The sequence below is a fragment of the Bradyrhizobium sp. in8p8 genome, from assembly GCF_000426845.1.
Taxonomy (GTDB): Bacteria; Pseudomonadota; Alphaproteobacteria; order Rhizobiales; family Xanthobacteraceae; genus Bradyrhizobium; species Bradyrhizobium japonicum_C.
Genome location: NZ_AUGD01000010.1, coordinates 50,660 through 71,046, shown reverse-complemented (window position 1 = coordinate 71,046; position 20,387 = coordinate 50,660). Strand labels below are relative to the sequence as shown.

Annotated in this window: 21 protein-coding genes; 10 read left to right on the top strand and 11 right to left on the bottom strand. The window is 65.1% G+C overall.

Annotated features, from left to right (window positions below; translation table 11 throughout):
- Positions 1 to 102: 102 nt before the first annotated feature.
- Entirely contained in the window at positions 103 to 1,038 is a 936-nt protein-coding gene (locus K408_RS0124340; protein ID WP_024341103.1) for a cyclase family protein, read from the top strand.
- 85 nt (positions 1,039 to 1,123) lie between these two features.
- On the opposite strand, the gene K408_RS40385 is transcribed toward K408_RS0124340, so the two are convergent.
- Both K408_RS40385 and K408_RS43945 read right to left on the bottom strand, forming a co-directional pair.
- A complete protein-coding gene (locus K408_RS40385) occupies positions 1,124 to 3,340 on the bottom strand; it encodes a DNA/RNA non-specific endonuclease (RefSeq protein ID WP_024341102.1) in 2,217 nt (738 codons plus the stop codon).
- A 298-nt stretch (positions 3,341 to 3,638) separates the two neighbouring features.
- Positions 3,639 to 3,773, bottom strand: a complete 135-nt coding sequence (locus K408_RS43945) for a hypothetical protein (protein WP_283805281.1) — start codon at positions 3,771 to 3,773, stop codon at positions 3,639 to 3,641.
- Positions 3,774 to 3,826: 53 nt separating this feature from the next.
- Here K408_RS43945 and ruvX point away from each other — a divergent pair, with 53 nt between their 5' ends.
- Together ruvX and K408_RS0124320 are read left to right on the top strand one after the other, a co-directional pair.
- Positions 3,827 to 4,312: a Holliday junction resolvase RuvX gene (gene ruvX, locus K408_RS0124325; RefSeq protein WP_024341101.1), complete on the top strand. Its 486-nt coding sequence runs from the start codon at positions 3,827 to 3,829 to the stop codon at positions 4,310 to 4,312.
- Between the two features lie 3 nt (positions 4,313 to 4,315).
- Positions 4,316 to 5,239 carry an AEC family transporter gene (locus tag K408_RS0124320; protein ID WP_024341100.1) on the top strand — a complete coding sequence of 308 codons (924 nt, stop codon included), beginning with the start codon at positions 4,316 to 4,318 and terminating at the stop codon, positions 5,237 to 5,239.
- On the opposite strand, the gene K408_RS0124315 is transcribed toward K408_RS0124320, so the two are convergent.
- From K408_RS0124315 to K408_RS40380, 4 genes are all read right to left on the bottom strand, one after another.
- Entirely contained in the window at positions 5,236 to 6,000 is a 765-nt protein-coding gene (locus K408_RS0124315; protein WP_024341099.1) for a CPBP family intramembrane glutamic endopeptidase, read from the bottom strand. The genes K408_RS0124320 and K408_RS0124315 overlap by 4 nt on opposite strands.
- Positions 6,001 to 6,135: 135 nt before the next feature.
- Positions 6,136 to 7,779 (bottom strand): isovaleryl-CoA dehydrogenase, encoded by a 1,644-nt coding sequence (locus K408_RS0124310; protein ID WP_024341098.1) that lies wholly within the window; start codon positions 7,777 to 7,779, stop codon positions 6,136 to 6,138.
- A 97-nt stretch (positions 7,780 to 7,876) separates the two neighbouring features.
- The gene (locus K408_RS0124305; protein WP_024341097.1) at positions 7,877 to 8,650 is read right to left on the bottom strand and encodes a M15 family metallopeptidase; all 774 of its coding nucleotides are present in this window, start codon (positions 8,648 to 8,650) and stop codon (positions 7,877 to 7,879) included.
- Positions 8,647 to 9,948, bottom strand: a complete 1,302-nt coding sequence (locus tag K408_RS40380) for an NADase-type glycan-binding domain-containing protein (protein WP_051350486.1) — start codon at positions 9,946 to 9,948, stop codon at positions 8,647 to 8,649. Before K408_RS40380 ends, K408_RS0124305 begins: the two co-directional genes overlap by 4 nt.
- Before the next feature lie 264 nt (positions 9,949 to 10,212).
- On the opposite strand from K408_RS40380, the gene K408_RS0124295 reads away from it, so the two are divergent.
- The 4 genes from K408_RS0124295 to K408_RS0124280 all read left to right on the top strand — a co-directional run bounded on the left by K408_RS0124295 (position 10,213) and on the right by K408_RS0124280 (position 14,478).
- The gene (locus K408_RS0124295) at positions 10,213 to 11,160 is read left to right on the top strand and encodes an aspartate carbamoyltransferase catalytic subunit (RefSeq protein ID WP_024341095.1); all 948 of its coding nucleotides are present in this window, start codon (positions 10,213 to 10,215) and stop codon (positions 11,158 to 11,160) included.
- A gap of 5 nt (positions 11,161 to 11,165) precedes the next feature.
- Positions 11,166 to 12,467, top strand: coding sequence for a dihydroorotase (locus tag K408_RS0124290; protein ID WP_024341094.1), 1,302 nt, complete (start codon positions 11,166 to 11,168; stop codon positions 12,465 to 12,467).
- A 47-nt stretch (positions 12,468 to 12,514) separates the two neighbouring features.
- Positions 12,515 to 13,111 (top strand): glycerol-3-phosphate 1-O-acyltransferase PlsY, encoded by a 597-nt coding sequence (gene plsY, locus K408_RS0124285; RefSeq protein WP_024341093.1) that lies wholly within the window; start codon positions 12,515 to 12,517, stop codon positions 13,109 to 13,111.
- A gap of 383 nt (positions 13,112 to 13,494) precedes the next feature.
- Positions 13,495 to 14,478, top strand: a complete 984-nt coding sequence (locus K408_RS0124280; RefSeq protein ID WP_433994145.1) for a patatin-like phospholipase family protein — start codon at positions 13,495 to 13,497, stop codon at positions 14,476 to 14,478.
- Here K408_RS0124280 and K408_RS0124275 read toward each other — a convergent pair.
- Positions 14,475 to 15,719: an amidase gene (locus K408_RS0124275; protein WP_024341091.1), complete on the bottom strand. Its 1,245-nt coding sequence runs from the start codon at positions 15,717 to 15,719 to the stop codon at positions 14,475 to 14,477. The genes K408_RS0124280 and K408_RS0124275 overlap by 4 nt on opposite strands.
- A gap of 90 nt (positions 15,720 to 15,809) precedes the next feature.
- On the opposite strand from K408_RS0124275, the gene dprA reads away from it, so the two are divergent.
- Complete coding sequence (gene dprA, locus K408_RS0124270; RefSeq protein WP_029674290.1) at positions 15,810 to 16,952, top strand: DNA-processing protein DprA; 1,143 nt, start codon at positions 15,810 to 15,812, stop codon at positions 16,950 to 16,952.
- Between the two features lie 94 nt (positions 16,953 to 17,046).
- Here dprA and K408_RS0124265 read toward each other — a convergent pair whose 3' ends face one another.
- On the bottom strand, positions 17,047 to 17,469 hold the full coding sequence (locus K408_RS0124265) for a winged helix-turn-helix transcriptional regulator (RefSeq protein WP_024341089.1): 423 nt from the start codon (positions 17,467 to 17,469) through the stop codon (positions 17,047 to 17,049).
- An 84-nt stretch (positions 17,470 to 17,553) separates the two neighbouring features.
- Here K408_RS0124265 and K408_RS0124260 point away from each other — a divergent pair, with 84 nt between their 5' ends.
- The gene (locus K408_RS0124260; RefSeq protein WP_024341088.1) at positions 17,554 to 18,162 is read left to right on the top strand and encodes an FMN-dependent NADH-azoreductase; all 609 of its coding nucleotides are present in this window, start codon (positions 17,554 to 17,556) and stop codon (positions 18,160 to 18,162) included.
- A gap of 68 nt (positions 18,163 to 18,230) precedes the next feature.
- Here K408_RS0124260 and K408_RS0124255 read toward each other — a convergent pair whose 3' ends face one another.
- Positions 18,231 to 19,004: a glucose 1-dehydrogenase gene (locus K408_RS0124255; protein WP_024341087.1), complete on the bottom strand. Its 774-nt coding sequence runs from the start codon at positions 19,002 to 19,004 to the stop codon at positions 18,231 to 18,233.
- A 119-nt stretch (positions 19,005 to 19,123) separates the two neighbouring features.
- Here K408_RS0124255 and K408_RS0124250 point away from each other — a divergent pair, with 119 nt between their 5' ends.
- Complete coding sequence (locus K408_RS0124250; protein ID WP_024341086.1) at positions 19,124 to 19,603, top strand: winged helix-turn-helix transcriptional regulator; 480 nt, start codon at positions 19,124 to 19,126, stop codon at positions 19,601 to 19,603.
- On the opposite strand, the gene K408_RS0124245 is transcribed toward K408_RS0124250, so the two are convergent.
- Positions 19,600 to 19,929 carry a hypothetical protein gene (locus tag K408_RS0124245; RefSeq protein WP_024341085.1) on the bottom strand — a complete coding sequence of 110 codons (330 nt, stop codon included), beginning with the start codon at positions 19,927 to 19,929 and terminating at the stop codon, positions 19,600 to 19,602. The two genes, K408_RS0124250 and K408_RS0124245, sit on opposite strands and share 4 nt — an antisense overlap.
- Before the next feature lie 65 nt (positions 19,930 to 19,994).
- Positions 19,995 to 20,138, bottom strand: coding sequence for a hypothetical protein (locus K408_RS43505; protein WP_230646613.1), 144 nt, complete (start codon positions 20,136 to 20,138; stop codon positions 19,995 to 19,997).
- Positions 20,139 to 20,387 lie beyond the last annotated feature (249 nt).

Genomic DNA, 20,387 nt, shown 5'->3' with positions numbered 1-20,387 from the left:
AAGCTTTGAAGCCCTCGATCGTTCTACGTTAGGATGACTGGCTGGCCAGCGCAAAACCATAACGAAGCCGGACATCGGCAAGAACATCGGGAGGACTATTCGATGCGCAATACGCTCGTGTTGTGCTGTGTCGTCGCATTGTCGGCGATATCAGGAACAGCAAACGCCCAGGACTGGACCAAGTCGAAATGGGGGCCGAACGACGAGATCGGCTCCGCCAACTACATGACGCCCGAGCTCGTGGTGAAGGCCGCCTCACTGGTGAAGACCGGCAAGACCTACGCCCTCGGCATGCCCGTCACATCCCAAACGCCGGCCTACCCGCCGCGCAGTTACAAGATCACCGTTGTGCAGCCGGGTCAGGCCGGCAGTTCCGGTCTTGGCCCCAACAAGGCCACCTACAACGACGATATCCTCGACAGCTGGGTCGGCGTCGGCAGCCAGCTCGACGGCCTCGGCCATCTCGGCATCGAGCACGTCTATTACAACGGCAACAAGCTCGCCGATTTCGCCGATCCGACGGGGCTGAAGAAGCTCGGCATCGAGAAGGTGCCGCCGATGGTTACCCGCGGCGTCCTGCTCGACATGGCAGCCTATTTCAAGACCGACGTGGTCAAGGAAGGCACCGCGTTCAACGTCAAGGAGATCGAGGAGGCCGCCAAGCAGCAGAACGTCGAGATCCGTCAGGGCGATGTCGTCATCTTCCACACCGGCTGGCTCAGCCTGGTCGGCAAGGACGACAAGCGCTATTCGGCCGGCGAGCCCGGGCTCGGCGTCGAGGGGGCAAAATATCTCACCGGCAAGGGTGTCGTCGCCGTCGGTGCCGATACCTGGGGACTCGAGGTGCTGCCGTTCGAATCCAAGAACGTGTTCGAGGTGCACCAGATTCTGCTCGCGATGAACGGGACCTACATTCTCGAAAACATGGACACGGCCGCGCTCGCACGCGACAAGGGCTATGAGTTCCTTTTCGTGCTGGGACAGCCGCGCTGGACCGGCGGCGTGCAGGCGATGATCAACCCGATCGCGATCCGCTGACGCCCGCGAGGGCCTGGAAAGAAGGCCGGGTGAGGTCTTGCAGTGTCTCTCCGGAGCGCACTGCTGCCCTCACCCGCCCCGCACGTCAGATCCGGATGTCCTCATAGGACTCGATCCGACGCGGACCGACCGAGGTCGCCTCGTGCGAGTCCGCGTCGGCAAGATTGCCGAAGTCGAGCTTGGTCAATTTCGTCAGATCGGCGATCGAGACCTGGAAGACGCTGACGTCCTCCTCGGACATCCGCTCGAGCAGATCCGCCTCCCGGATGCGGTCGATCTCCATGACCTGCTTGCGCTGGCTCATCAGGAATGCCGCCGCCTTGAGGCCGTCTTCGTCGCGCCGGATCATTATCTTCCAGAAGTATTTCGGAATCTGAACGCCGCCGAAGCTCGGGTCCTTGTGCGGCCGGCCGTTCGGATTGGGCAGATCGGATCCGTCGGCGTCCGGTCCATCGAACACCGGACCGTTCATCACGATGCCCTTCTCCTCGCCTTCGAGCAGGACATCGCGGGTGTAGTCCTCCAATCCGGCCCAGAGCTGCTTGCCCTGATTGAACGAGAAGAACTGCGGCGAGCAGTTGGTGAAATGGAAGGAATCGTCGCCATGCTGCTTGGCCGCGGCGACGGTGTCGCCCCAGGTCGCATCGAGGCGGCGCACGAGATGACCCCGATCGAACGGATTCCTGGTGCGATCCGCCTCGAAGGTCGCCTGCTTGCGGTAGAACTCGTCGCCGATCTGGGCATCGTCGTCGATGCGTGGATCGCGCAGCCAGGAATCGCCTTCACGCTTGCCGACGTCCTGCTGCTTGGCGCCGTCGATATTGACGCAGCTGAAGAAGGCGAGTCTGCGCTGCTTGTTCATGACCACACTGTAGTTGAAATATCTCAGCTCGAACTGCCTGGAGCTGCCCTTGAGCATCGCGATCCTGGACTTGAGGGCGGCCGGAATCTTCGGCAACGGGACCGAGAATTTTCCGGTGCCGAGGAAGTTCGCCTTGTACCCCGGACGCGATTTCAGCGTGCTCTGATCGATATGCACGGCCTCCATGGGCAGGCCGTTTCTCGGACTGATGTGAGGCAGGAGGCCAGCCGGCGGGGCGATCAGCGGCTTGCCGCCGTTGTGTATGCTGCCGTTCGCTGTACCTCCGTCAGCTCCCGCCGGGCCCGGCACGGGGGCGAGCGGAGCGAACGGAATTTCCTTCCTGAGTATCGGCAATGGCACGCGCACTGGAACCACGAGAGAGGTGCCGTCGACGGACTGCTCGACCCAGAAATTGGCGCCGAACGCAGGCACGGCCTCCGGCGCCCGGACTTTCGCGCTCTCTTGCCGGATTGGCGGCTCTTCCTCATCCAACACCGGCTTGATCAACGGGTGGGAGCCGACGGCCACCTTGAGATCGGCCACGATCGCGCTGACTCGGATGCCTTCGTTGGCGATCCAGTCGATCGAGGATTCGTCCATCGAGGGCTTCCATACCTTGCCGTCCTTGGTCAGGGTGCGGCCCTGCCCATCCTTCCGCGGAACGCCGCTGTGGTGCAGCGCGACCACCTGCCAGAAGCGGTTGAACGCCGGGGAGCCCGACGATCCAGCCGTCGTGTCGGTGTTGTACCAGAGGAAGTCGCCGGCATATTTGAGCAGCTTGTTCTCGCGGACGCAGACCTGCTTCATCTGGCCGCTGGGATGCTGGATGATGGTGAGATATTCGCCCGGGTCTGCCTTACCGGGTGCACCGCTCAGCGGCAGCCATCCCCAGTCGTCAAGATGCTCGTGGCCCGACAGCGAAGTCTGGGCCACCGCGACGACCGAGAAATCCAGCCTGTCATTGGTGTAGAAGAATCTGCCGGGCTCGAATCCGAACCTCTCCGGCAGGCGCTCTTGTCCCGAGATATCCAGTTCATAGTTGAAATCGGCAATCGAATTCGCGGCGTCCGCCGGCTTGCCGAAGACATGATGGTTGGTCAGCAGCAGGCCGGGCCCGATCAGAAAGCCCGAGCCATAGCCGAGCAGGTTCGACTTCAGATCCCTCAGCTGAATACGGCAAACAGAGCGTGCGGCGGCCGTCCCCTTTGCGAGATAATTGATGCTGTCGAGATCATTGCCCTGGATGATCCGCTCCAGCCCTTTCTCCGCTGCCTGCATGTCGTGCGTCTCGGCCAGTAGCTGGCGCTGGCGCAGGCGCATCTTTTCGACGGACATCTCGATCGGGCCGTCGCCCAGTTTCCGGTTCAAGGCATCGGGTGAGAACTCGGCTTGCTTGAATCGCCTTTCGGAGCCCGCGATGAGGCTTGGCTTGATGAGCATCAGAACCTCTCAAAATGACTGAGCGAATGTCGGAGGTGGCCGGCGCCTCAAAAATCTGCGCCAAGGTTGCCTGGCGGACCCGACTGCGGGTCGCTGGCGATCGTTCTGAAAATTGGGGTACGCGCCTCACTCTACTTATACATACATCACTGCCGAACCGCAACCAGAACGTCAATCAAGGTGCACCGCTGAGGACGCGAGATCATGCCATGGTCCGCAACATCGCCCGTGTGAGATTCACCACAAATGGCCGCTGCATTTGTGCGTGGTCATCTTCACGCGCTTCTTCCTATCGCCTTCAGGTGCCACCGCCGCGGTGCGACGATGGAGGCGCATGAGGCGCGAACAGCAGCACGAATCGGTGGCCGCACTCCGCCAGGGCGTAAGTGATCGGCATCGCCGCGACCGCGAACAGGTCGAATAATGTCAGCACATCCATTGTTCCGGGTTCACGCCACAGCACGACGCGTGATATGCGCTAACGCCATGTCGGCCCTTATCCTGCCCCTCGTCGATGCTGTAACCCACTGGCCCGCGCGCGGCGCGCTGGTCGGGCTTGATCTCGGCACCAAGACCATCGGCGTTGCCGTGTCCGACCCCGATCGTCGGCTTGCGACCGGCGTCGAGACGATCCAGCGCAAGCAATTCAAGCAGGATGCCGCGCGCCTGCTCGCGATTGCGGCCGAGCGCAAGGCGGCCGGGTTCGTGCTGGGCCTGCCCATCAACATGGACGGCAGCGAGGGCCCGCGCGCGCAGTCGACCCGCGCCTTCGCCCGCAACCTCGCCGGTCTGACCGCGCTCCCCATCGGACTGTGGGACGAGCGCCTGTCGACAGCGGCGGTCGAGCGCGAGCTGATCGGCATGGATGTCAGCCGCGCCAAGCGCGCCGAGGTGATCGACGAACACGCTGCGATGTTCATCCTGCAAGGCGCGCTCGACCGTCTCGCCAATCTCCGTCCCGGGGCCGCCTGACCGATGGCCGTCGTGATCGCGGCCTTGCTGCCGGTCTTCATCCTCATCGTGCTCGGCATCGTGCTGAAGCGCAGCCTGATGCGGCTCGACACGCAATGGCACGGGTTGGAGCTGCTGACATATTTCGTGTTGTTTCCGATGCTGCTGATCCAGACCCTGGTGAAGGCCGACCTGTCCAAGGTGCCGGTCGCCGGCGTCGGCGGCGCGCTGCTGCTGTCGGCACTGGCGATGTCGCTTTTGTGCCTCGCGCTGCGCCCAGCCCTGTCGCGGCTCGGCGTTGACGGCCCCGCCTTCACCTCGATCTTCCAGGGCGCGACGCGCTGGCAGACCTTCGTGGCGCTGTCGATCGCCGCCAATCTGTTCGGCGATGTCGGGCTGGCGCTCGCCTCCGTGGCGATGGTGGCGATCATCCCGCTCGTCAACGTGTTCAGCGTCTCGGTGCTCGCTCGCTACGCATCGCCGGAAAAGCAATCCGGCCGCGCCATCGTCATCACCTTGGTTCGCAATCCCCTGATCTGGGCCTGCATCATCGGCCTTACCGTCAATGTCACCCACCTGCCGCTGCCAAGGCTCTGGCATGAGGTTGCAGACGCGCTCGGCAGTTCCTCCCTCGCCATCGGCCTGCTCGTCACCGGCGCGGGGCTGCATCTCGAAGGGCTCTTCCGTCCAAGCCTCGGTGCAGCCGTCGGCGTCGTTTTCAAGCTCTTGCTGATGCCCGCGCTCGCGATGGGGCTCGGTTTCTGGTTCGGGCTGTCCGGCAACAGCCTCGCGATCGTGGCGATCTGCTCGGCGGTGCCGACCTCGTCCAGCGCTTATGTCCTCGCCCGCCAGATGGGCGGCGACGCGCCGCTGCTGGCCCAGATCATCACGCTGCAGACGATCTTTGCAGCCATTACGATGCCGATCGCGATCGGGCTGGCGGCCTAGCTCCCCAGCCACATCGTCAGCACCACTGCTGTCAGGTTGTTCAACGCATGGAGCATGATTGTGAGCCAGAGAGAGTTGGCACGATAGCGCATGTAGCCGAACCAGAGGCCGATGGCGAAGACTTCGGCGAGGAAGTACATGTCGTATTGCAGGTGGACGATTGTCCAAACCAGCGACGACAGGAGGATCGCACCGGGTATGCGCAGGAAGCTCGCCGACCAGCCGCGATAGAGGAAGCCCCGCGCCAGAATCTCTTCCGACGTCGGCGCGGCTACGCTGAAGGCGAACAGAAGCAACAGCGCGGCGCCCTTGTCTCGTCCTGACTTCAACAGATCGGTCATGAAACCCGGCGTCGCTTCGCGCCCGAGCGCGCGTGACATGGTCTCCCAGACCACCACGATCAGGATAAGGCCGATGGCGCCGAACAGCAGCTGCTTCCACGACGGCCAATGCAGCGCGAGATAGTCGACGAAAGAAGCCCTCTTGATGCGAATGGCGAGCCAAACCGCAAGAAGCGTCGCCGGCAGTCCCATGATGACCGAGAACGCGAGCGTCTGGGGCTCGCGACCGACGAGCTGGAGCGAGGCGAGGTCCATTGGAAGACCGCGCTGCGCCGCGAGCACGATGACGGCGCCGATCTGCCCGACGAACATCGCGACGAAGATGAAGAGCCCCCAGAGCGCAGTGCCCCAGAACTTCCAGACGCGTGGCGCGACAGGAGCTTCCGTCAGTGGCGGATGATCGGGATTGAGGGAGTCCATCAGGAGGCTTTCGTTAGAGCTTCACCGTCATTCCGGGGCGATGCGCAGCATCGAACTCAGGTGCGCAATTGCGCGCCCGAGACTCTCGAGATCCCGGGTTCGTCCTTCGGATCGCCCGGACCACAGATCAAACACTCATGGCAGCGCCCGCTCCAGCAGCATGCGCACATCGGCACTCTCGAGTTCCACCGCGCCGTACATGCTGGCATGATTGGTCGCAAGCCGCGTGCTCGCAAACAGTTCGGCATTGTGTGGGGACACCGCCTGGAGCGCCGCCGCAGCGGCGAGCAACGCCAGCTTCTCGACCGCCAGGCGCGCGACGCGCTCGCCGTCGGCGCGGCGGAAGGTCTTGCCGATGAACGCAACCGCTTGCCCTGCTCCCGGCAAGCCCTTGGTTTCGGCTGCCAGCGCGTGCAGCACCGTCATCGCCGCGTCCGGCTCGCGCGAGAGCGCGCGGAGCACGTCGAGGCACATGACGTTGCCCGAGCCTTCCCAGATCGCGTTGACCGGCGACTCCCGATAGTGCCGCGCCAGAATGCCGTCTTCGACATAGCCGTTGCCGCCGAGGCATTCCATGGCCTCATAGAGGAATGGCGGCGCACTCTTGCAGGTCCAGTATTTGATCGCCGGCGTGAGCAGCCGCATATAGGCAGCTTCCGCCGCATCGCGCGGCGTGCGGTCGAAGGCGCGGCAGAGCCGCATCACCAGCGCCGTGCTCGCCTCCACATGCAGCGCCATGTCCGACAGCACCGCCTGCATCAGTGGCTGATCGGCAAGATGCTTCTGGAAAACGCTGCGGTGCCGCGCATGATGAAGCGCATGCGCGAGCCCCGAACGCATCAGCCCGACGGACGCAATCGCGCAATCCTGCCGCGTCAACTGCACCATCTGTATGATGGTGCGGATGCCCTTGCCTTCCTCGCCGATCCGTTCGGCATGAGCGCCGACGAACTCGACCTCCGACGAGGCGTTGGAGCGGTTGCCCAGCTTGTCCTTCAATCGCTGGAACTGGATGGCGTTGACCGAACCGTCCGGCGCGAAGCGCGGCATGAAGAAACAGGTCAGCCCGCCATCCGCCTGCGCCAGCACCAGGAACGCGTCACACATGGGCGCCGACATGAACCATTTGTGACCGGTGATGCGATACGCATTCCCGTCGCGAACTGCGCGCGTCATGTTCGCGCGCACGTCGGTGCCGCCCTGCTTCTCGGTCATGCCCATGCCGAGCGTCATGCCGCGCTTGCCCCACCACGGCGCAAAGCCGGGATCGTAGCTCTTCGTGGACAGCACCGGCATGACGCGCGCCAGCAAGTCGGGCTGCATCGCCAGCGCACCAACGGAAGCGCGCGTCATCGTGATCGGGCAGAGGTGGCCGGTCTCGACCTGCGCAGCCATGTAGAATTTTGCCGCGCGGATGACCTCGGCGGCATCGTCCGCCGGTCGTCCATCGGCCGTCCACGTCGAATTGTGCACGCCTGCATGCGCACTGTGCGCCATCAGTTCGTGATAGGCGGGATGAAACTCGACCTGGTCGCGCCGGTGACCCTTGGCATCGAAGCTGCGCAGCTTCGGCGTGTTCTCGTTCGCGAGGCGCCCGCGATCGGCCATCGCCGCAGAACCCCACTCCTTGCCGAACGCGGACAGTTCCCGTTCCGCCGCCGCGCCGCCATTGGCCTTCACCGCCGCGACCAACGGCTGGTCCAGGGTAAAGAGATTGACGTCCTCGAAGGGCGGTGACTGGTTGAAGACTTCATGGGTCGCAAAGTTCGGCTGGGTCATGGGGTAATTCCGATCGAATTCATCTCGACGCGAGCAGTGCCGCCTCTCCCGTCGGGAGAGATAAACCTGCTCGCGGCTGCATCCGCTTCAATTGAATCTACCTCGTCCGCGGCTGGATCGGGAAATCATAGGCCGCCCCGCCCGCCCCCGGCAGGGAAAAATGCCACCACTCCTTCGAATAGTTCACAAAGCCTTGCCTGGCCATCGCGGCCACCAGCCGCTTGCGCCAGGCACGCTGCTCCGGATTGATCGATGGTGCCGCCGTATGGCCCCTGACGTCGGTACAGTCGTAGCCTGTGCCCATGTCGACGCTGCCCTCCGGCGCCCGCACCTCGGCCGGCGCCGTACAATCGGCATAGCTCTTCGACGGATCATATTTGGCGGAATTGTCAGCCTTGAGGTCGACCAGCGTGAGATCGAGCGCCGCGCCGGTCGAATGCTGCGAGCGGCTCGCGATGTAGCCGAGGCGGAACAGCTCGGTCTTGGGAATCCTCGGGTTGTAGCGCCGCTCGGCCGCCGTCTCATGACCGTTCTGCGACCATTTCACCATGTCGAGCGAGGCCCGCGCCGGCCGGTAGCAGTCGAACATCTTCAGCGACAGATTCTGGGCGGCGAGCGCTTCTTGCACCGCCTTCAGTCGCAGCCCTACCTCGCGCTTCACGACGCACTCGCCCGCGCCATAGCCGGCGAGCGGACGGCCGACGAAATTGTTCGATGTGGCGTAGCGGATATCCTGGATGATGCTGGGTTCGATGTCGCGCAGATAGACGAAGCCGCCGGGCAAGGTCTGCGCGCGCACCGGGGCGAGGACAAATGTTGCAAGCAACGCGACGAGCGCGGCCCGCGCCGTGATGTCCTTCCTTGCAATCATTGCACCGGATCCGAGTTGACCAGAAGCTTCGTGATCGCGGTGTCCGTATATTTGTTGCCGGCCCAGACGTCGTCGATGACGAATTGCAGCCAGTAGGCCGTAACCGGCGACCGCAACGTCAGGAGCTGCGCTGAAAACTTGTCGTCGAGGGTGAAGGTCTGCGACTCTCCCCCGGAGAACTGCAATCGGATCTGGCGAACCCTGTTGTTCTTGGCAAAGATATCGGGAGTTTTCTGATAGCCGTTCTGCACATGGATCGATTTGACCCGCCGCGGGGCCTCGAACTCGATGGTGATCCATTCGCCGATGCCGCTGCCCGAGGCGCCCTCCACCCATGCCGTTCCCGTCGAGGCGTCGAACAAGTTCGCCACGCCGTATGAGTTGCCGAACTGCGGCTTCAGCATCGAGCTGACGCAATAGGTCGCGAAGCCGCTGCGGGCGCAGCTTTCGCCTGCCGCGGACGGACGCGGTGGACGCATGGCCGCACGCTCCGCAACCGCCGGTCTCGCTTGCGGCTTCACCAACATGCCTGCCACCGGCCGCTCCGACGAGAGGGACGCCCAGAGATAGATCCGCCCGCCGAGCGTCTGGTCGTAATAGGCCGGCGTCTGGTCGTGCGGCACGGGCTCTCCGGCGCCATCGCTCGCCGTCAGCGCCAGCGCCGCCACGCGCTCGCGCACCTCGACTGCGAGATCGCCGAGATGCAGTTCAGGCCGCTTAAGCTGCTCGACGAACACCCGCGTGAACACCGAATTATGCGCCGTATCGTTGCTGCTGAGCTGGTCGAGCGCGGTCTGACCTATCCCGGCGGAATAGAGCGTGAAGATCCCGCGTGCCGGCTTCGAATCCGCAAGCCCCCGCGTGTTCCCGATCGAACGGCCCGCGGCGCGCGGGAACGGATTGTCGCGGCAGGCATCGATCACGACGAACGCGACCCGCACCGACTTCGCCTGAAGCTCCGCGATCACATCCGGCTCCGCAATGGAGGCGCCGCGCACCCGCGCTTCGGCGCCCTCGTTGACGGTCGGCACATCGCTGGGCACGAGGTAGTTCACGCCCGCGATCGCAACGCCGTGTCCGGCATAGAACACCGCGGCGGTATCGCCTGGCTCCAGCCGCGCCGTGAAATCCGCGAGACGGTCGATCATTGCCTGGCGGCCGAGATTGGTCCCCAGCACGATCTCAAAACCAAGTGATCTCAGCGCGTCGGCCACCGACGTCGCGTCATTCGCCGCTTTCTTCAATTGCCGGTCGGCCGGCAGGTTCGGATAGAGATCGTTGCCGATGACCAGCGCCACGCGTTTCTCCGCCAGTGCGGGCGCCGCCAAACCGACAACGCACGCGGCCGCCATGGCAGCAACACAGCGCGCCAGTCGATTAAGATACCGCGTGCTCCTCATACTCCAGCCCGTGACGCAACGTACGGCGCGAGTCTAGCGCAAAGCGGCCGCCGCGGACACAGGCTGGCGGCGCCGTCCCGCCTCTAAAGCGCCGTGGATAAGTCCAGCTGCGGGATTTGAAGCTTGCTCCCCCCGCCATCCCCCCCTATAGCTCTGCTTTTAATGACATCGAAATCGACCTTCGTCCTCGGCCACCGGCATTTGCTGGGCATCGAGGGCCTTTCCGCCGCCGACATTACCGGCCTCCTCGACCTGTCGGAAGAATATGTCGAGCTCAACCGCCAGGTTGACAAGAAGCGCACCGTCCTGCGCGGACGGACGCAGGTGAACCTTTTCTTCGAGGCCTCCACACGGACCCAGTCCTCGTTCGAGCTCGCCGGCAAACGGCTGGGCGCCGACGTCATGAACATGTCGGTGTCGTCCTCCTCGATCCGCAAGGGCGAGACGCTGATCGATACCGCCGTGACGCTGAACGCAATGCACCCTGACATCCTGGTGGTGCGCCATCACGCCTCCGGCGCGGTGGAACTGCTGGCGCGCAAGGTCGACGGTTCCGTCATCAATGCCGGCGACGGCGCGCACGAGCATCCGACCCAGGCGCTGCTCGACGCGCTCACCATCCGTCGCAACAAGGGCCGGATCGAGGGGCTGGTGGTCGCGATCTGCGGCGACGTGCTGCACTCGCGCGTCGCCCGCTCCAACATCATCCTGCTCAATACCATGGGCGCCCGCGTCCGCGTCGTCGGTCCCTCCACGCTGCTGCCGCCCGGCATCGAGCGGATGGGCGTCGAGGTGGCGCGCGACATGCGCGCGGGACTGGAAGGCGCCGACATCGTCATGATGCTGCGGCTCCAGCGCGAGCGCATGAACGGCTCCTTCGTGCCCTCGTCATCGGAATACTTCCACTATTTCGGGCTCGACCAGAAGAAGCTCGCCTATGCCAAGCCGGACGCGCTCGTGATGCATCCCGGCCCCATGAACCGGGGCGTTGAGATCGACTCGATCGTGGCCGACGGCGCGCAGTCCCTGATCCGCGAACAGGTGGAGATGGGCGTCGCCGTGCGCATGGCCGTGCTGGAAGCGCTCGCCCGCAACCTGCCGAACGCGTGATGCCGATGTTGACCGACCGCCGCCCCATTCTGCTCGCCAATGCTCGCATCGTCGATCCCAGCAGGGATTTCGACGGCATCGGCGACGTTCTCATCGCCGACGGCACCATCCGCGAGACCCGCCGCGGCATCGGCGCGGCCGGCGTCCCCGAGGGCACGGACATCATCAACTGCTCCGGCAAGATCGTGGCGCCCGGCCTGATCGACATGCGCGCCTTCGTCGGCGAGCCAGGGCTCAGCCACCGCGAGACCTTTGCCTCCGCGAGCCAGGCCGCCGCGACCGGTGGCATCACCACCATCATCTGCCAGCCCGCCACCTCGCCGGTCATCGACAATTCGGCGACCGTCGACTTCGTGATGCGCCGCGCCCGCGACACCGCGATCGTCAACATCCAGCCGATGGCCGCGCTCACCAAGGGGATGCATGGCGAGGAAATGACCGAGTTCGGCCTCCTGAAAGCCGCGGGCGCGGTGGCTTTCAGCGACGGCGACAAGAGCGTGACCAACGCCCAGGTCATGCGTCGCGCGCTGACCTACGCCCGCGACTTCGACGCGCTGATCGTGCATCACACCGAGGACCCCAACCTCGTCGGCGAAGGCGTGATGAACGAGGGAGAGTTCGCGACCCGGCTCGGCCTGATGGGCATCCCGAATGCCGCCGAAGCCGTGATGCTGGAGCGCGACCTGCGCCTCGTCGCGCTGACCGGCGGCCGCTATCACGCGGCTTCGCTGACCTGCATCGATTCGCTCGACATCCTCCAGCGCGCCCGCAGTGCCGGGCTCGCCTGCAGCGCCTCGGTCTCGATCAACCATCTGGCATTGAACGAGAACGATATCGGTCCTTACCGTTCGTTCCTGAAGCTCTCGCCGCCGCTGCGGACCGAGGACGATCGCCGTGCGCTGGTGGCAGCGATCTCCTCCGGCCTGCTCGATGTGATCATGTCCGATCACAATCCTCAGGACGTCGAGGTCAAGCGCCTGCCGTTCGCGGAAGCCGCGCCCGGCGCCGTCGGACTCGAAACGATGCTGCCGGCCGGCTTGCGGCTGGTGCATAATGGCGAACTGGAGCTGAAGACGCTGATCCGCGCGATGTCGACGCGGCCCGCCGAGTTGCTCGGCCTATCAGGCGGAACCCTGCGGGCCGGCAGCCCGGCCGACGTCATCGTGATCGATCCCGACACGCCCTGGGTGGTCGATCCCGCCGTCCTCAAATCGCCCTGCAAGAACACGCCGTTCGACGAGGCCCGCTTTACAGGCCGCGTGGTGCGCACCATTGTCGGCGGCCGGACGGTCTATGAGCATGTCTGACACGCACGATCGTTCGATATCGGAATTCTGCCTCTGGAGCTGCCGCCATGGCGCTTGAAGCTTTTCTGCCGGTGGCCTTCGTCATCGGCTACCTCCTCGGTTCGATTCCGTTCGGGCTGATCCTGACCAAGCTCGCGGGCACGCAGGATATCCGCTCGATCGGCTCCGGCAGCATCGGCGCCACCAACGTGCTGCGCACCGGACGCAAGAGCCTTGCGGCGGGCACCCTGCTGTTCGACGCGCTCAAGGGCACCGTGGCCGTGGTGATCGCCGGCTATATTGCAGGGCCCAATGCCGCGATGGTGGCCGGGCTCGGCGCTTTCCTCGGGCATCTCTTCCCGGTCTGGCTCAAATTCAAAGGCGGCAAGGGAGTCGCGGTCTATATCGGCATCCTGCTCGGCCTGTTCTGGCCCGGCGCCGTGGTGTTCTGCCTGCTGTGGCTGGCCACTGCCTTCACCACCCGCTATTCCTCGCTCTCGGCGCTGGTGGCGGCGTTCATCACACCGATGTTCCTGTGGTGGTTCGGCCACCTCGCCTTGTCCGCACTGGCGGCGGTGCTGACGCTGCTCTTGTTCTACGCGCATCGCGAGAACATCAGGCGCCTGCAGACCGGCAAGGAAAGCCGGATCGGCGAAAAGGCTTAGAGCGTTTTCGGCGAAGCCGGGCATCTACGGATACCGGAGCACCGCTTCTGCATTATATGCCAAATCCTGTTCGCAACTTGCGGCCGAATCACGGTTGTATTGGCGAGCGGGTTCCGATCCTGTCATTGTGACAGCGGAAATGGCGGCGGTTGCTCAGAATGAGCGAGAAGATTTTCGGCGCGCAGGACGGGGTTGGTTCGCTGGGTGGTTCTGGCACCGCGGCGAGCCGGCTGCTCTCGTCAACCAATGTCTGGTGCGATGCGCCCTCCCCGCCTGCCGAGCCAAAGCCTCTCCCCATTTCACCGCCAGCGTCGGTGCCTGATTCCGTTGCGAAAGCGCCTGTTGCAGTTGATGTCGTAACCACGGCTGCGCCGATTGTGCCCATGCAGCCCCGATCCAACCAGTGGCCACCGCGACGATTGTCACTCGCTCTCCAGGGTGGCGGCACCTTTGCCGCCTTCACCTGGGGCGTCCTGGAGCGGTTGCTGGAAGAGACGTCCATTGAGATCGACACCATCAGTGGGGCCAGCGCCGGCGCCATCAATGCGCTGCTGCTCGCCAGCGGTCTTGCCGAAGGCGGACGCGAAGGTGCCCGTTACCGGCTGAACCGTTTCTGGGTCCGGCTGATGCACGAGGCCTCGTTCCGCTCGCTGATGCTGGTCGGCGGCTTTTCGCCCGCGGGGAGCTCGGTCGCGTTCGGCCCGACCCTGCGCTCCGGCCAGTTCGATCCGTTCGATCTCGACCCGCTGCGGCAGGCGGTCTCGCGCGACATCAACTTCTCCGTCCTGCGCGACACGCGCTGCCCGAAGCTGCTGATCGCAGCGACGCGGATCCGCGACGGGCGGCCGCAGATCTTTTCCAACGACGCCATCACCGCTGACGTCGTGCTGGCCTCGACCTGTCCGCCGCTGGTTCACTGCGCCGTCGAGATTGACGGCGAGGCCTACTGGGACGGCGGCTTCGGCGGCAACCCGCCGCTGCTGCGGCTGGTGCAGGAAACGACGACGTCCGATGTCCTGCTGGTCCAGGTTACGCCGACGCGCGACACTTACGTGCCGATCACGCTCGCCGCGATCGACCGCCGGCTCGACCAGATCGCGGCCAACGCCGCGCTCAACGCCGAGGTCGCGGCAATCGAATGGGCGCAGGCCCATGCCGCGCCGTTGCTGCGGCTGTCCCGGATTGCCGCAGAAGACTCGGTCGATGGGCTGGCGCAGCGCTCGTCCACCGATCTCGGCCGCGGCTTCATTCGCCTGCTGCACCGAAGCGGCCGCGAGGCGGCCGGGCGCTGGCTCGGACAAGGTGCGGACGGCAGCGCGCCCGCGCGCACGCGAGAGGCGGCTCGGGCGGAACCCGCGCTAGTCTAGCCTGATTTCGCCAGCGCTTCTTCCAGGAACCAGGCGACCGCAAGTGCGAGCGGATCGTTGCCGAAGCGCGCGATCACCTGCACGCCGACAGGCAGGCCGGCGGCCTTCAGCACCGGTACATTGACGCAAGGATTGCCCATCAGCGTCCAGAGCCGGTTGTAGCGGGGATCGCCGGTGGTCGCGAGCTCCTTGGCCGGCGCAGTGCCCGGCGCGGAATAGGTCAGCAGCACGTCGACGCTCTCGAAGACCTCACCGAGCTCGCGGCGGCCGCGACGGCTGATCCGGCGCGCCTCATCATATTCCTTCGGCGTCAGCCCGACCGTCGCATCGAGGCTGGCGCGCAGCATCGGCGCGATCTCGTCGTGACGCTCGGAGAACTCCCAGGCCAGCGCGCGATGCGCCTCGAAGTCCTGGATGACAGGATGGATGCGCCAGGCCTCCTGCACCGCTTCGGGCAGATCGATCGTCTGAACGCTGGCACCGGCGCGCTCGGCGGCCTTGATCGCAGCTTGCAGTCCCTCTTCGGCCGCCGGCTCCACCGCGCCGGCAAATTCCTGCCTGACGACGCCGATGCGGGGTGACTTCGCCGCGACGATGCCGGAGAACTCCGTACGTCCCGTCATCGCAAGCAGCCCGCGCGCGAGATCCTCGGCGCGTGCGCCGAACAGGCCGACCGTGTCGAGCGCCCACGAATAGCATTTCACGCCGACCGTCGGCAGCATCCGGAACGACGGCTTGATTGCCGCGGTCCCGCAATAGGCGGCAGGCCGGATCACCGAGCCGCCGGTCTGGGTGCCGAGCGCCAGCGGGATCATGCCGGCGCCGACGGCCGCCGCCGAGCCTGCGGACGAGCCGCCCGGCGAATGGCCGAGATTGTGCGGATTGAGCGTCGGCGTCGGATCGCGCGAGGCAAACGCCGTGGTCGTGGTCTTGCCGATAATGGTGGCACCAGCCCGCTTCAGCATCATCACGACCGGCGCATCGGCGCGCGGCTGCCAGCCGCGATAGATCTCCGAGCCCATCTCGGTCGGCATGTCGGCGGTGTCGATGATGTCCTTGATGCCGACCGCGATGCCGCGGAGCGGGCCGGAGCCTTGCGCTTTCGCCGACTTGTCGTGCCGCACGAAGGCACGGATGTCCTTCTCCTTGGCCTCGATCGCGGCGTGCGATTGCGCGATGGCGGCATCGGGCGAAAGCTCCCCCGCCTCGATGCGGCGCTGGAGGTCGGCAAGTGAAATCATGGCAAGATCCTTCTTATTGGGACCGCTTTTAGCACCGGGGCAAGGTCGCGCAAGCACACCCCCTGTTGCGCAACGCCCTCAGGTTGTTCCATGCTGCCCCCACAAGGAGACACCGTGGACGTCATCAATCCGAGCGTGGAGCTGACCGAGCAAGAGCGGATCGACCGCCTGCGGCTGATCCGCTCCGACAATGTCGGCCCGCGCACCTTCCGCTCGCTGGTCGATCATTTCGGCACCGCGCGGGCTGCACTGGAGCGGCTGCCTGATCTGGCGCGCCGCGGCGGTGCGCAGCGATCGGGCCGCATCTGTAGTGCCGACGAGGCCCGGGCCGAGCTTGCCGCAAGCCGCAAGTTCGGCATCGCCTGGCGCGCGCCCGGCGAGGATGGCTATCCGACGCGGCTGGCGATGATCGACGACGCGCCGCCGCTGCTCGCCCTGCGCGGCGACGCCAAGACCCTGATGCGGCCGACGATCGCCATCGTCGGCTCGCGCAATGCCTCCGGCGCCGGCTTGAAGTTCGCCGGCCAGCTCGCGCGCGAGCTCGGCGAAGCCGGCTTTGTCGTCATCTCGGGCCTCGCGCGCGGCGTCGACCAGGCCGCGCATCGCACGAGCATCGAGAGCGGCACGATTGCGGTGCTCGCCGGCGGACATGACTGCATCTATCCGCCCGAGCATGGCGATCTCCTCGCCGCAATCCTCGACCACGCGGGTGCGGCGATCTCCGAGATGCCGCTCGGTCATGAGCCGCGCGCCCGCGACTTTCCCCGCCGCAACCGCTTGATCTCCGGAGCCTCGCTCGGCGTCGTCGTGGTGGAAGCCGCGCACCGCTCGGGCTCGCTGATCACCGCGCGCATGGCCGCCGAACAGGGCCGCGAAGTGTTCGCGGTGCCGGGCTCGCCGCTAGATCCGCGTGCCGCCGGCGCCAACGATCTGATCAAGCAGGGCGCAACGCTCGTCACCGAAGCCGCCGACATCATCAACGCGGTGCAGCCGATCATGGAGCGACCCCTGATGCACCCCGCAGGCGAGCCCGACAGCGAGCCGTTCGAGAGCGATCCGCAAGGCCACGACCGCGACCAGATCACAGGCCTGCTCAGCCCCGCCCCGATCTCGATCGACGACCTCGTGCGGATGTCCGGCGCCTCGCCTGCGATCGTGCGCACTGTGCTCTTGGAGCTCGAGCTGGCCGGAAAGCTCGAGCGTCATGGCGGCGGGTTGGTGTCGCTGCTTTAGTGCTGGACCCCGACGTCTCTTCCTTGACCTGAAGGCGTCATTCCGGGGCGGCTCGAAGAGCCGAACCCGGAATGACCGAATGGAAGGCGCGACTCTACCGGTCGTTCCGCTCGTCGAAGCGCGTGCGCGCTGCCGCGATCTGCTCCTGGTGTTCGATCGCCCACTCGCCCAGCGCCTTCACCGGCTGCTGCAATCCGCGGCCGAGATCGGTCAGCTCATAGTCCACGCGCGGTGGAATGGTCGGAAAGATCGTGCGCGTGACGAGGCCGTCGCGCTCCAGCCCGCGCAACGTCAGGGTCAGCATCCGCTGCGAGATGCCGTTGATCATGCGCTTCAGCTCGTTGAATCGCTTCGGCCCGTCGCTCAGCATCATGATCACGAACACGCTCCATTTGTCACCGACGCGGGACAGCACGGAAGCGACCCCACGGCAGTCCGCATGGTCGGGATGCGGCATGGGATCCGGCCTCGGCGATGCAGGAAAACCGGTGTTCTCAGGTTTCAAGGATGTGCCCATGGCTCAAAAAAGTGCGTTCTTGCGGGGATTTCGGTAGTCACTCATGTAGCTCTGGTTACAAACCTATACCAGGGTGACCCTCACATGAAACTCCTCCACCTCGACTCCAGCGTGCTCGGCCCCCAATCCGTCAGCCGGCAGGTTTCCGCCGCCATCGTCGACCGGCTCCGGCAGGCGACGCCCTCGCTCGAGGTTGTCTATCGCGATCTGGCCCACGCCCCGCTCGCCCATCTCTCCGGGTCGCACCTTGCGGCGGCCCACGGCGCGCCGGCGCCGGCGGAACTCGCGCCCGACCTCGCGGCGAGCGCGGTCGCGCTGGAGGATTTCCTGGCGGCCGACATCGTCGTCATCGGTGCGCCCATGTACAACTTCACGATCCCGAGCCAACTCAAGGCCTGGATCGACCGAATTCTGGTGCCTGGGAAGACATTTAAGTATGGCCCCACTGGGCCCGAGGGGCTCGCGGGCGGCAAGCGGGTGATCGTCGCAATGTCGCGTGGCGGCTTTTACGGCGCCGAGACGCCAAACGCGGCCGGCGAGCACCTCGAAACCTATCTGCGCTGGGTGTTCGGCTTCCTGGGAATCAACAGCGTCGAGTTCATCCCCGCCGACGGAATCCAGATCGACCCGGACCACCGCGAGAAGGCGCTCACCGGCGCTCTCCAGGCAGCAACGGCTCTGCGTTCAGCATAGCCCCCCGACCGCTGAACCGTCCCGCGCAACACACATGCTGCGCCGGACGACCGAGCTTGTTTGGAGCGTCAGCCGCGATAGATCGGCGCGCCGCTCGGCGAGGCCACCGCGCCGCCATCGACAAAGATCTCCTGGCCCTGCACATGCGCGGAATCGTCGGAGGCGAGGAACAGCACCGTCTTGGCGACGTGATCGGTTTCACCGATACGGCCGAGCGGCGTCGTCAGCGCGATCCGCTTCTCGAACTCCTTCTCGGCTTCCGGCGTCGCGGTGGCAGCCCCCCAGATCGGCGTGCGGATCGCGCCGGGCGCCACCACGTTGACGCGGATTCCGCGCGGCGACAGCTCCGAGGCCATGACCCGCGCCATCGCGCGCACGCCGGCTTTCGCCGCACCGTAAGCAGAGTAACCGGGAATGCCGAGCACCGAGATCACCGAGCCGTTGAGGATGATCGAGGCATTGTCGTTGAGATGAGGCAGTGCGGCTTGAACGGTGAAGAACACGCCGGTCAGATTGGTGCTGATGATCTTCTCGAACACCTCTGGTTTCGCCGATCCCAGCGGCGTGCCGCCGGCAATGCCGGCATTGGCAAACAGGATGTCGAACTTGCCGAACTTTTCCGCGCCCTGCTTGATTGCGGCTTCAGTGGCGTCGATGTCGGTGGCATCGGCCGCGAGTGCGAGCGCGTTCGACCCGAGTTCGTTCGCGGCTGCCTCCAACGTCTGCTTGTTGCGCCCGGTGATCACCACCTTCGCGCCCTCGGCCACGAACAGCTTTGCGGTCGCAAGCCCGATGCCGCTGTTGCCGCCGGTGATCAGTGCTGCCTTGTTCTTCAGTCTCACGCTCGCCTCCTTAAGTTTCATAATGAAACTAGATTGCCATCTAGGGCATTTGGTTTTATTATGCAACCACACAAGCGCGTGATCGGCTCAGGCGCCGTGCGAACGCGGGAGAGCGAGCGATGGTGAAAAGAACGAGCTTCGAAGGCGATGCATGCCCGATCGCGCGGTCGCTAGAGGCCCTCGGCGACTGGTGGTCGCTGCTGATCATCCGCGAGGCGCTGTTCGGCGTACGCCGTTTCGGCGAATTTCAGAGCAAGCTCGGCATGGCCAAGAACATTCTGGCCGCGCGCCTGCGGTCACTGGTCGAGCACGGCATTTTGGCGACCGCGCCCGCTTCCGACGGCAGCGCCTACCAGGAATATGTGCTGACCCCGAAGGGCCGCGGCACCTTTCCGATCCTGGTCGCGCTGCGGCAATGGAGCGAGGAGTACGACGACCACCCCGAGGAGATCGCGACCATCCTGGTCGATCGCGAGAAAGGTCGCCCGGTGAAGAAGCTGGAAATGCGCGCGGAGGACGGACGCCTTCTCGCGCCAGCCGACACGACGATCAGACCACGCCAGCCATCGAAGGGAGTAAGCCGGAGTCGGTCGGGCTAGCACCGGACAAGAGTGAAACTGCGAACCGCCTTCCAGGGATTGTGACCCTGCCGACCAAACCCGGCGTCATAGTTGAGAGCGTAGACACAGCCGATCTTCATCGCATCAAATTCTGCGTTTCGCTCGATCACGTAATTGCCGGGGGGCTCCGTGTTGAGATGGACGCGACCGGGCTCGGACCATGCCTTGTCGACACCGCGATAGATGACGCGGTCGGACCGGCCTGCGATCGCAAACCAGAGGATCAGTCCTCCGATCAGGCAGGCCGCGATGACGAGACCGCGAACGTCGTTACGGAACTGGTCCGCCGGGATCGAGAGGATCATCGTGTTTCTCACATGGGCTTGGTCGCCGGCGAGAGCGCGGCAGTTCAAGTCAATGTGGAAGCTCCTCACGACAGCTTGCGCTTGGTCCGCAGTCGCATGTGCTCGTCAGCCTCCAGCTTGGTCATACCCAGCAGATAATGCAGCACGGCGAGCTTGTGGCGCTCGGCCAGCTCGCGCAATGCCCCGGTCTGCTCGGCGATGAAGGCCACCGCCTCGTCAGCGCCGCCCTCCCCCGGTTCCTCGTGACGCGAGCCCCCTGGCGAGCCTGATCCAGCACGCGCCCGTTTCTTTCCTGGCCTTGTCACCAGACCCCACCCGAATCCATGCGCCCAATGAGACATTACGCTCACATCACCCGCAACTCCAAGGTGGTATTTTGCAACTTTCCAGATATAGAACTCTCCCCTCCAGAGCGTAGTCCTACACCCCTCGATTTGACAGCGGCGGCCTCACCACCC

Excerpts from the sequence above, each read along its gene's own strand:
- K408_RS0124340 (WP_024341103.1), top strand. The coding sequence starts at position 103 with ATGCGCAATACGCTCGTGTTGTGCTGTGTCGTCGCATTGTCGGCGATA.
- K408_RS40385 (WP_024341102.1), bottom strand. The coding sequence starts at position 3,340 with ATGCTCATCAAGCCAAGCCTCATCGCGGGCTCCGAAAGGCGATTCAAG.
- ruvX (WP_024341101.1), top strand. The coding sequence starts at position 3,827 with ATGTCGGCCCTTATCCTGCCCCTCGTCGATGCTGTAACCCACTGGCCC.
- K408_RS0124320 (WP_024341100.1), top strand. The coding sequence starts at position 4,316 with ATGGCCGTCGTGATCGCGGCCTTGCTGCCGGTCTTCATCCTCATCGTG.
- K408_RS0124315 (WP_024341099.1), bottom strand. The coding sequence starts at position 6,000 with ATGGACTCCCTCAATCCCGATCATCCGCCACTGACGGAAGCTCCTGTC.
- K408_RS0124310 (WP_024341098.1), bottom strand. The coding sequence starts at position 7,779 with ATGACCCAGCCGAACTTTGCGACCCATGAAGTCTTCAACCAGTCACCG.
- K408_RS0124305 (WP_024341097.1), bottom strand. The coding sequence starts at position 8,650 with ATGATTGCAAGGAAGGACATCACGGCGCGGGCCGCGCTCGTCGCGTTG.
- K408_RS0124295 (WP_024341095.1), top strand. The coding sequence starts at position 10,213 with ATGACATCGAAATCGACCTTCGTCCTCGGCCACCGGCATTTGCTGGGC.
- K408_RS0124290 (WP_024341094.1), top strand. The coding sequence starts at position 11,166 with ATGTTGACCGACCGCCGCCCCATTCTGCTCGCCAATGCTCGCATCGTC.
- plsY (WP_024341093.1), top strand. The coding sequence starts at position 12,515 with ATGGCGCTTGAAGCTTTTCTGCCGGTGGCCTTCGTCATCGGCTACCTC.
- K408_RS0124280 (WP_433994145.1), top strand. The coding sequence starts at position 13,495 with ATGCAGCCCCGATCCAACCAGTGGCCACCGCGACGATTGTCACTCGCT.
- K408_RS0124275 (WP_024341091.1), bottom strand. The coding sequence starts at position 15,719 with ATGATTTCACTTGCCGACCTCCAGCGCCGCATCGAGGCGGGGGAGCTT.
- dprA (WP_029674290.1), top strand. The coding sequence starts at position 15,810 with ATGCTGCCCCCACAAGGAGACACCGTGGACGTCATCAATCCGAGCGTG.
- K408_RS0124265 (WP_024341089.1), bottom strand. The coding sequence starts at position 17,469 with ATGGGCACATCCTTGAAACCTGAGAACACCGGTTTTCCTGCATCGCCG.
- K408_RS0124260 (WP_024341088.1), top strand. The coding sequence starts at position 17,554 with ATGAAACTCCTCCACCTCGACTCCAGCGTGCTCGGCCCCCAATCCGTC.
- K408_RS0124250 (WP_024341086.1), top strand. The coding sequence starts at position 19,124 with ATGGTGAAAAGAACGAGCTTCGAAGGCGATGCATGCCCGATCGCGCGG.
- K408_RS0124245 (WP_024341085.1), bottom strand. The coding sequence starts at position 19,929 with ATGATCCTCTCGATCCCGGCGGACCAGTTCCGTAACGACGTTCGCGGT.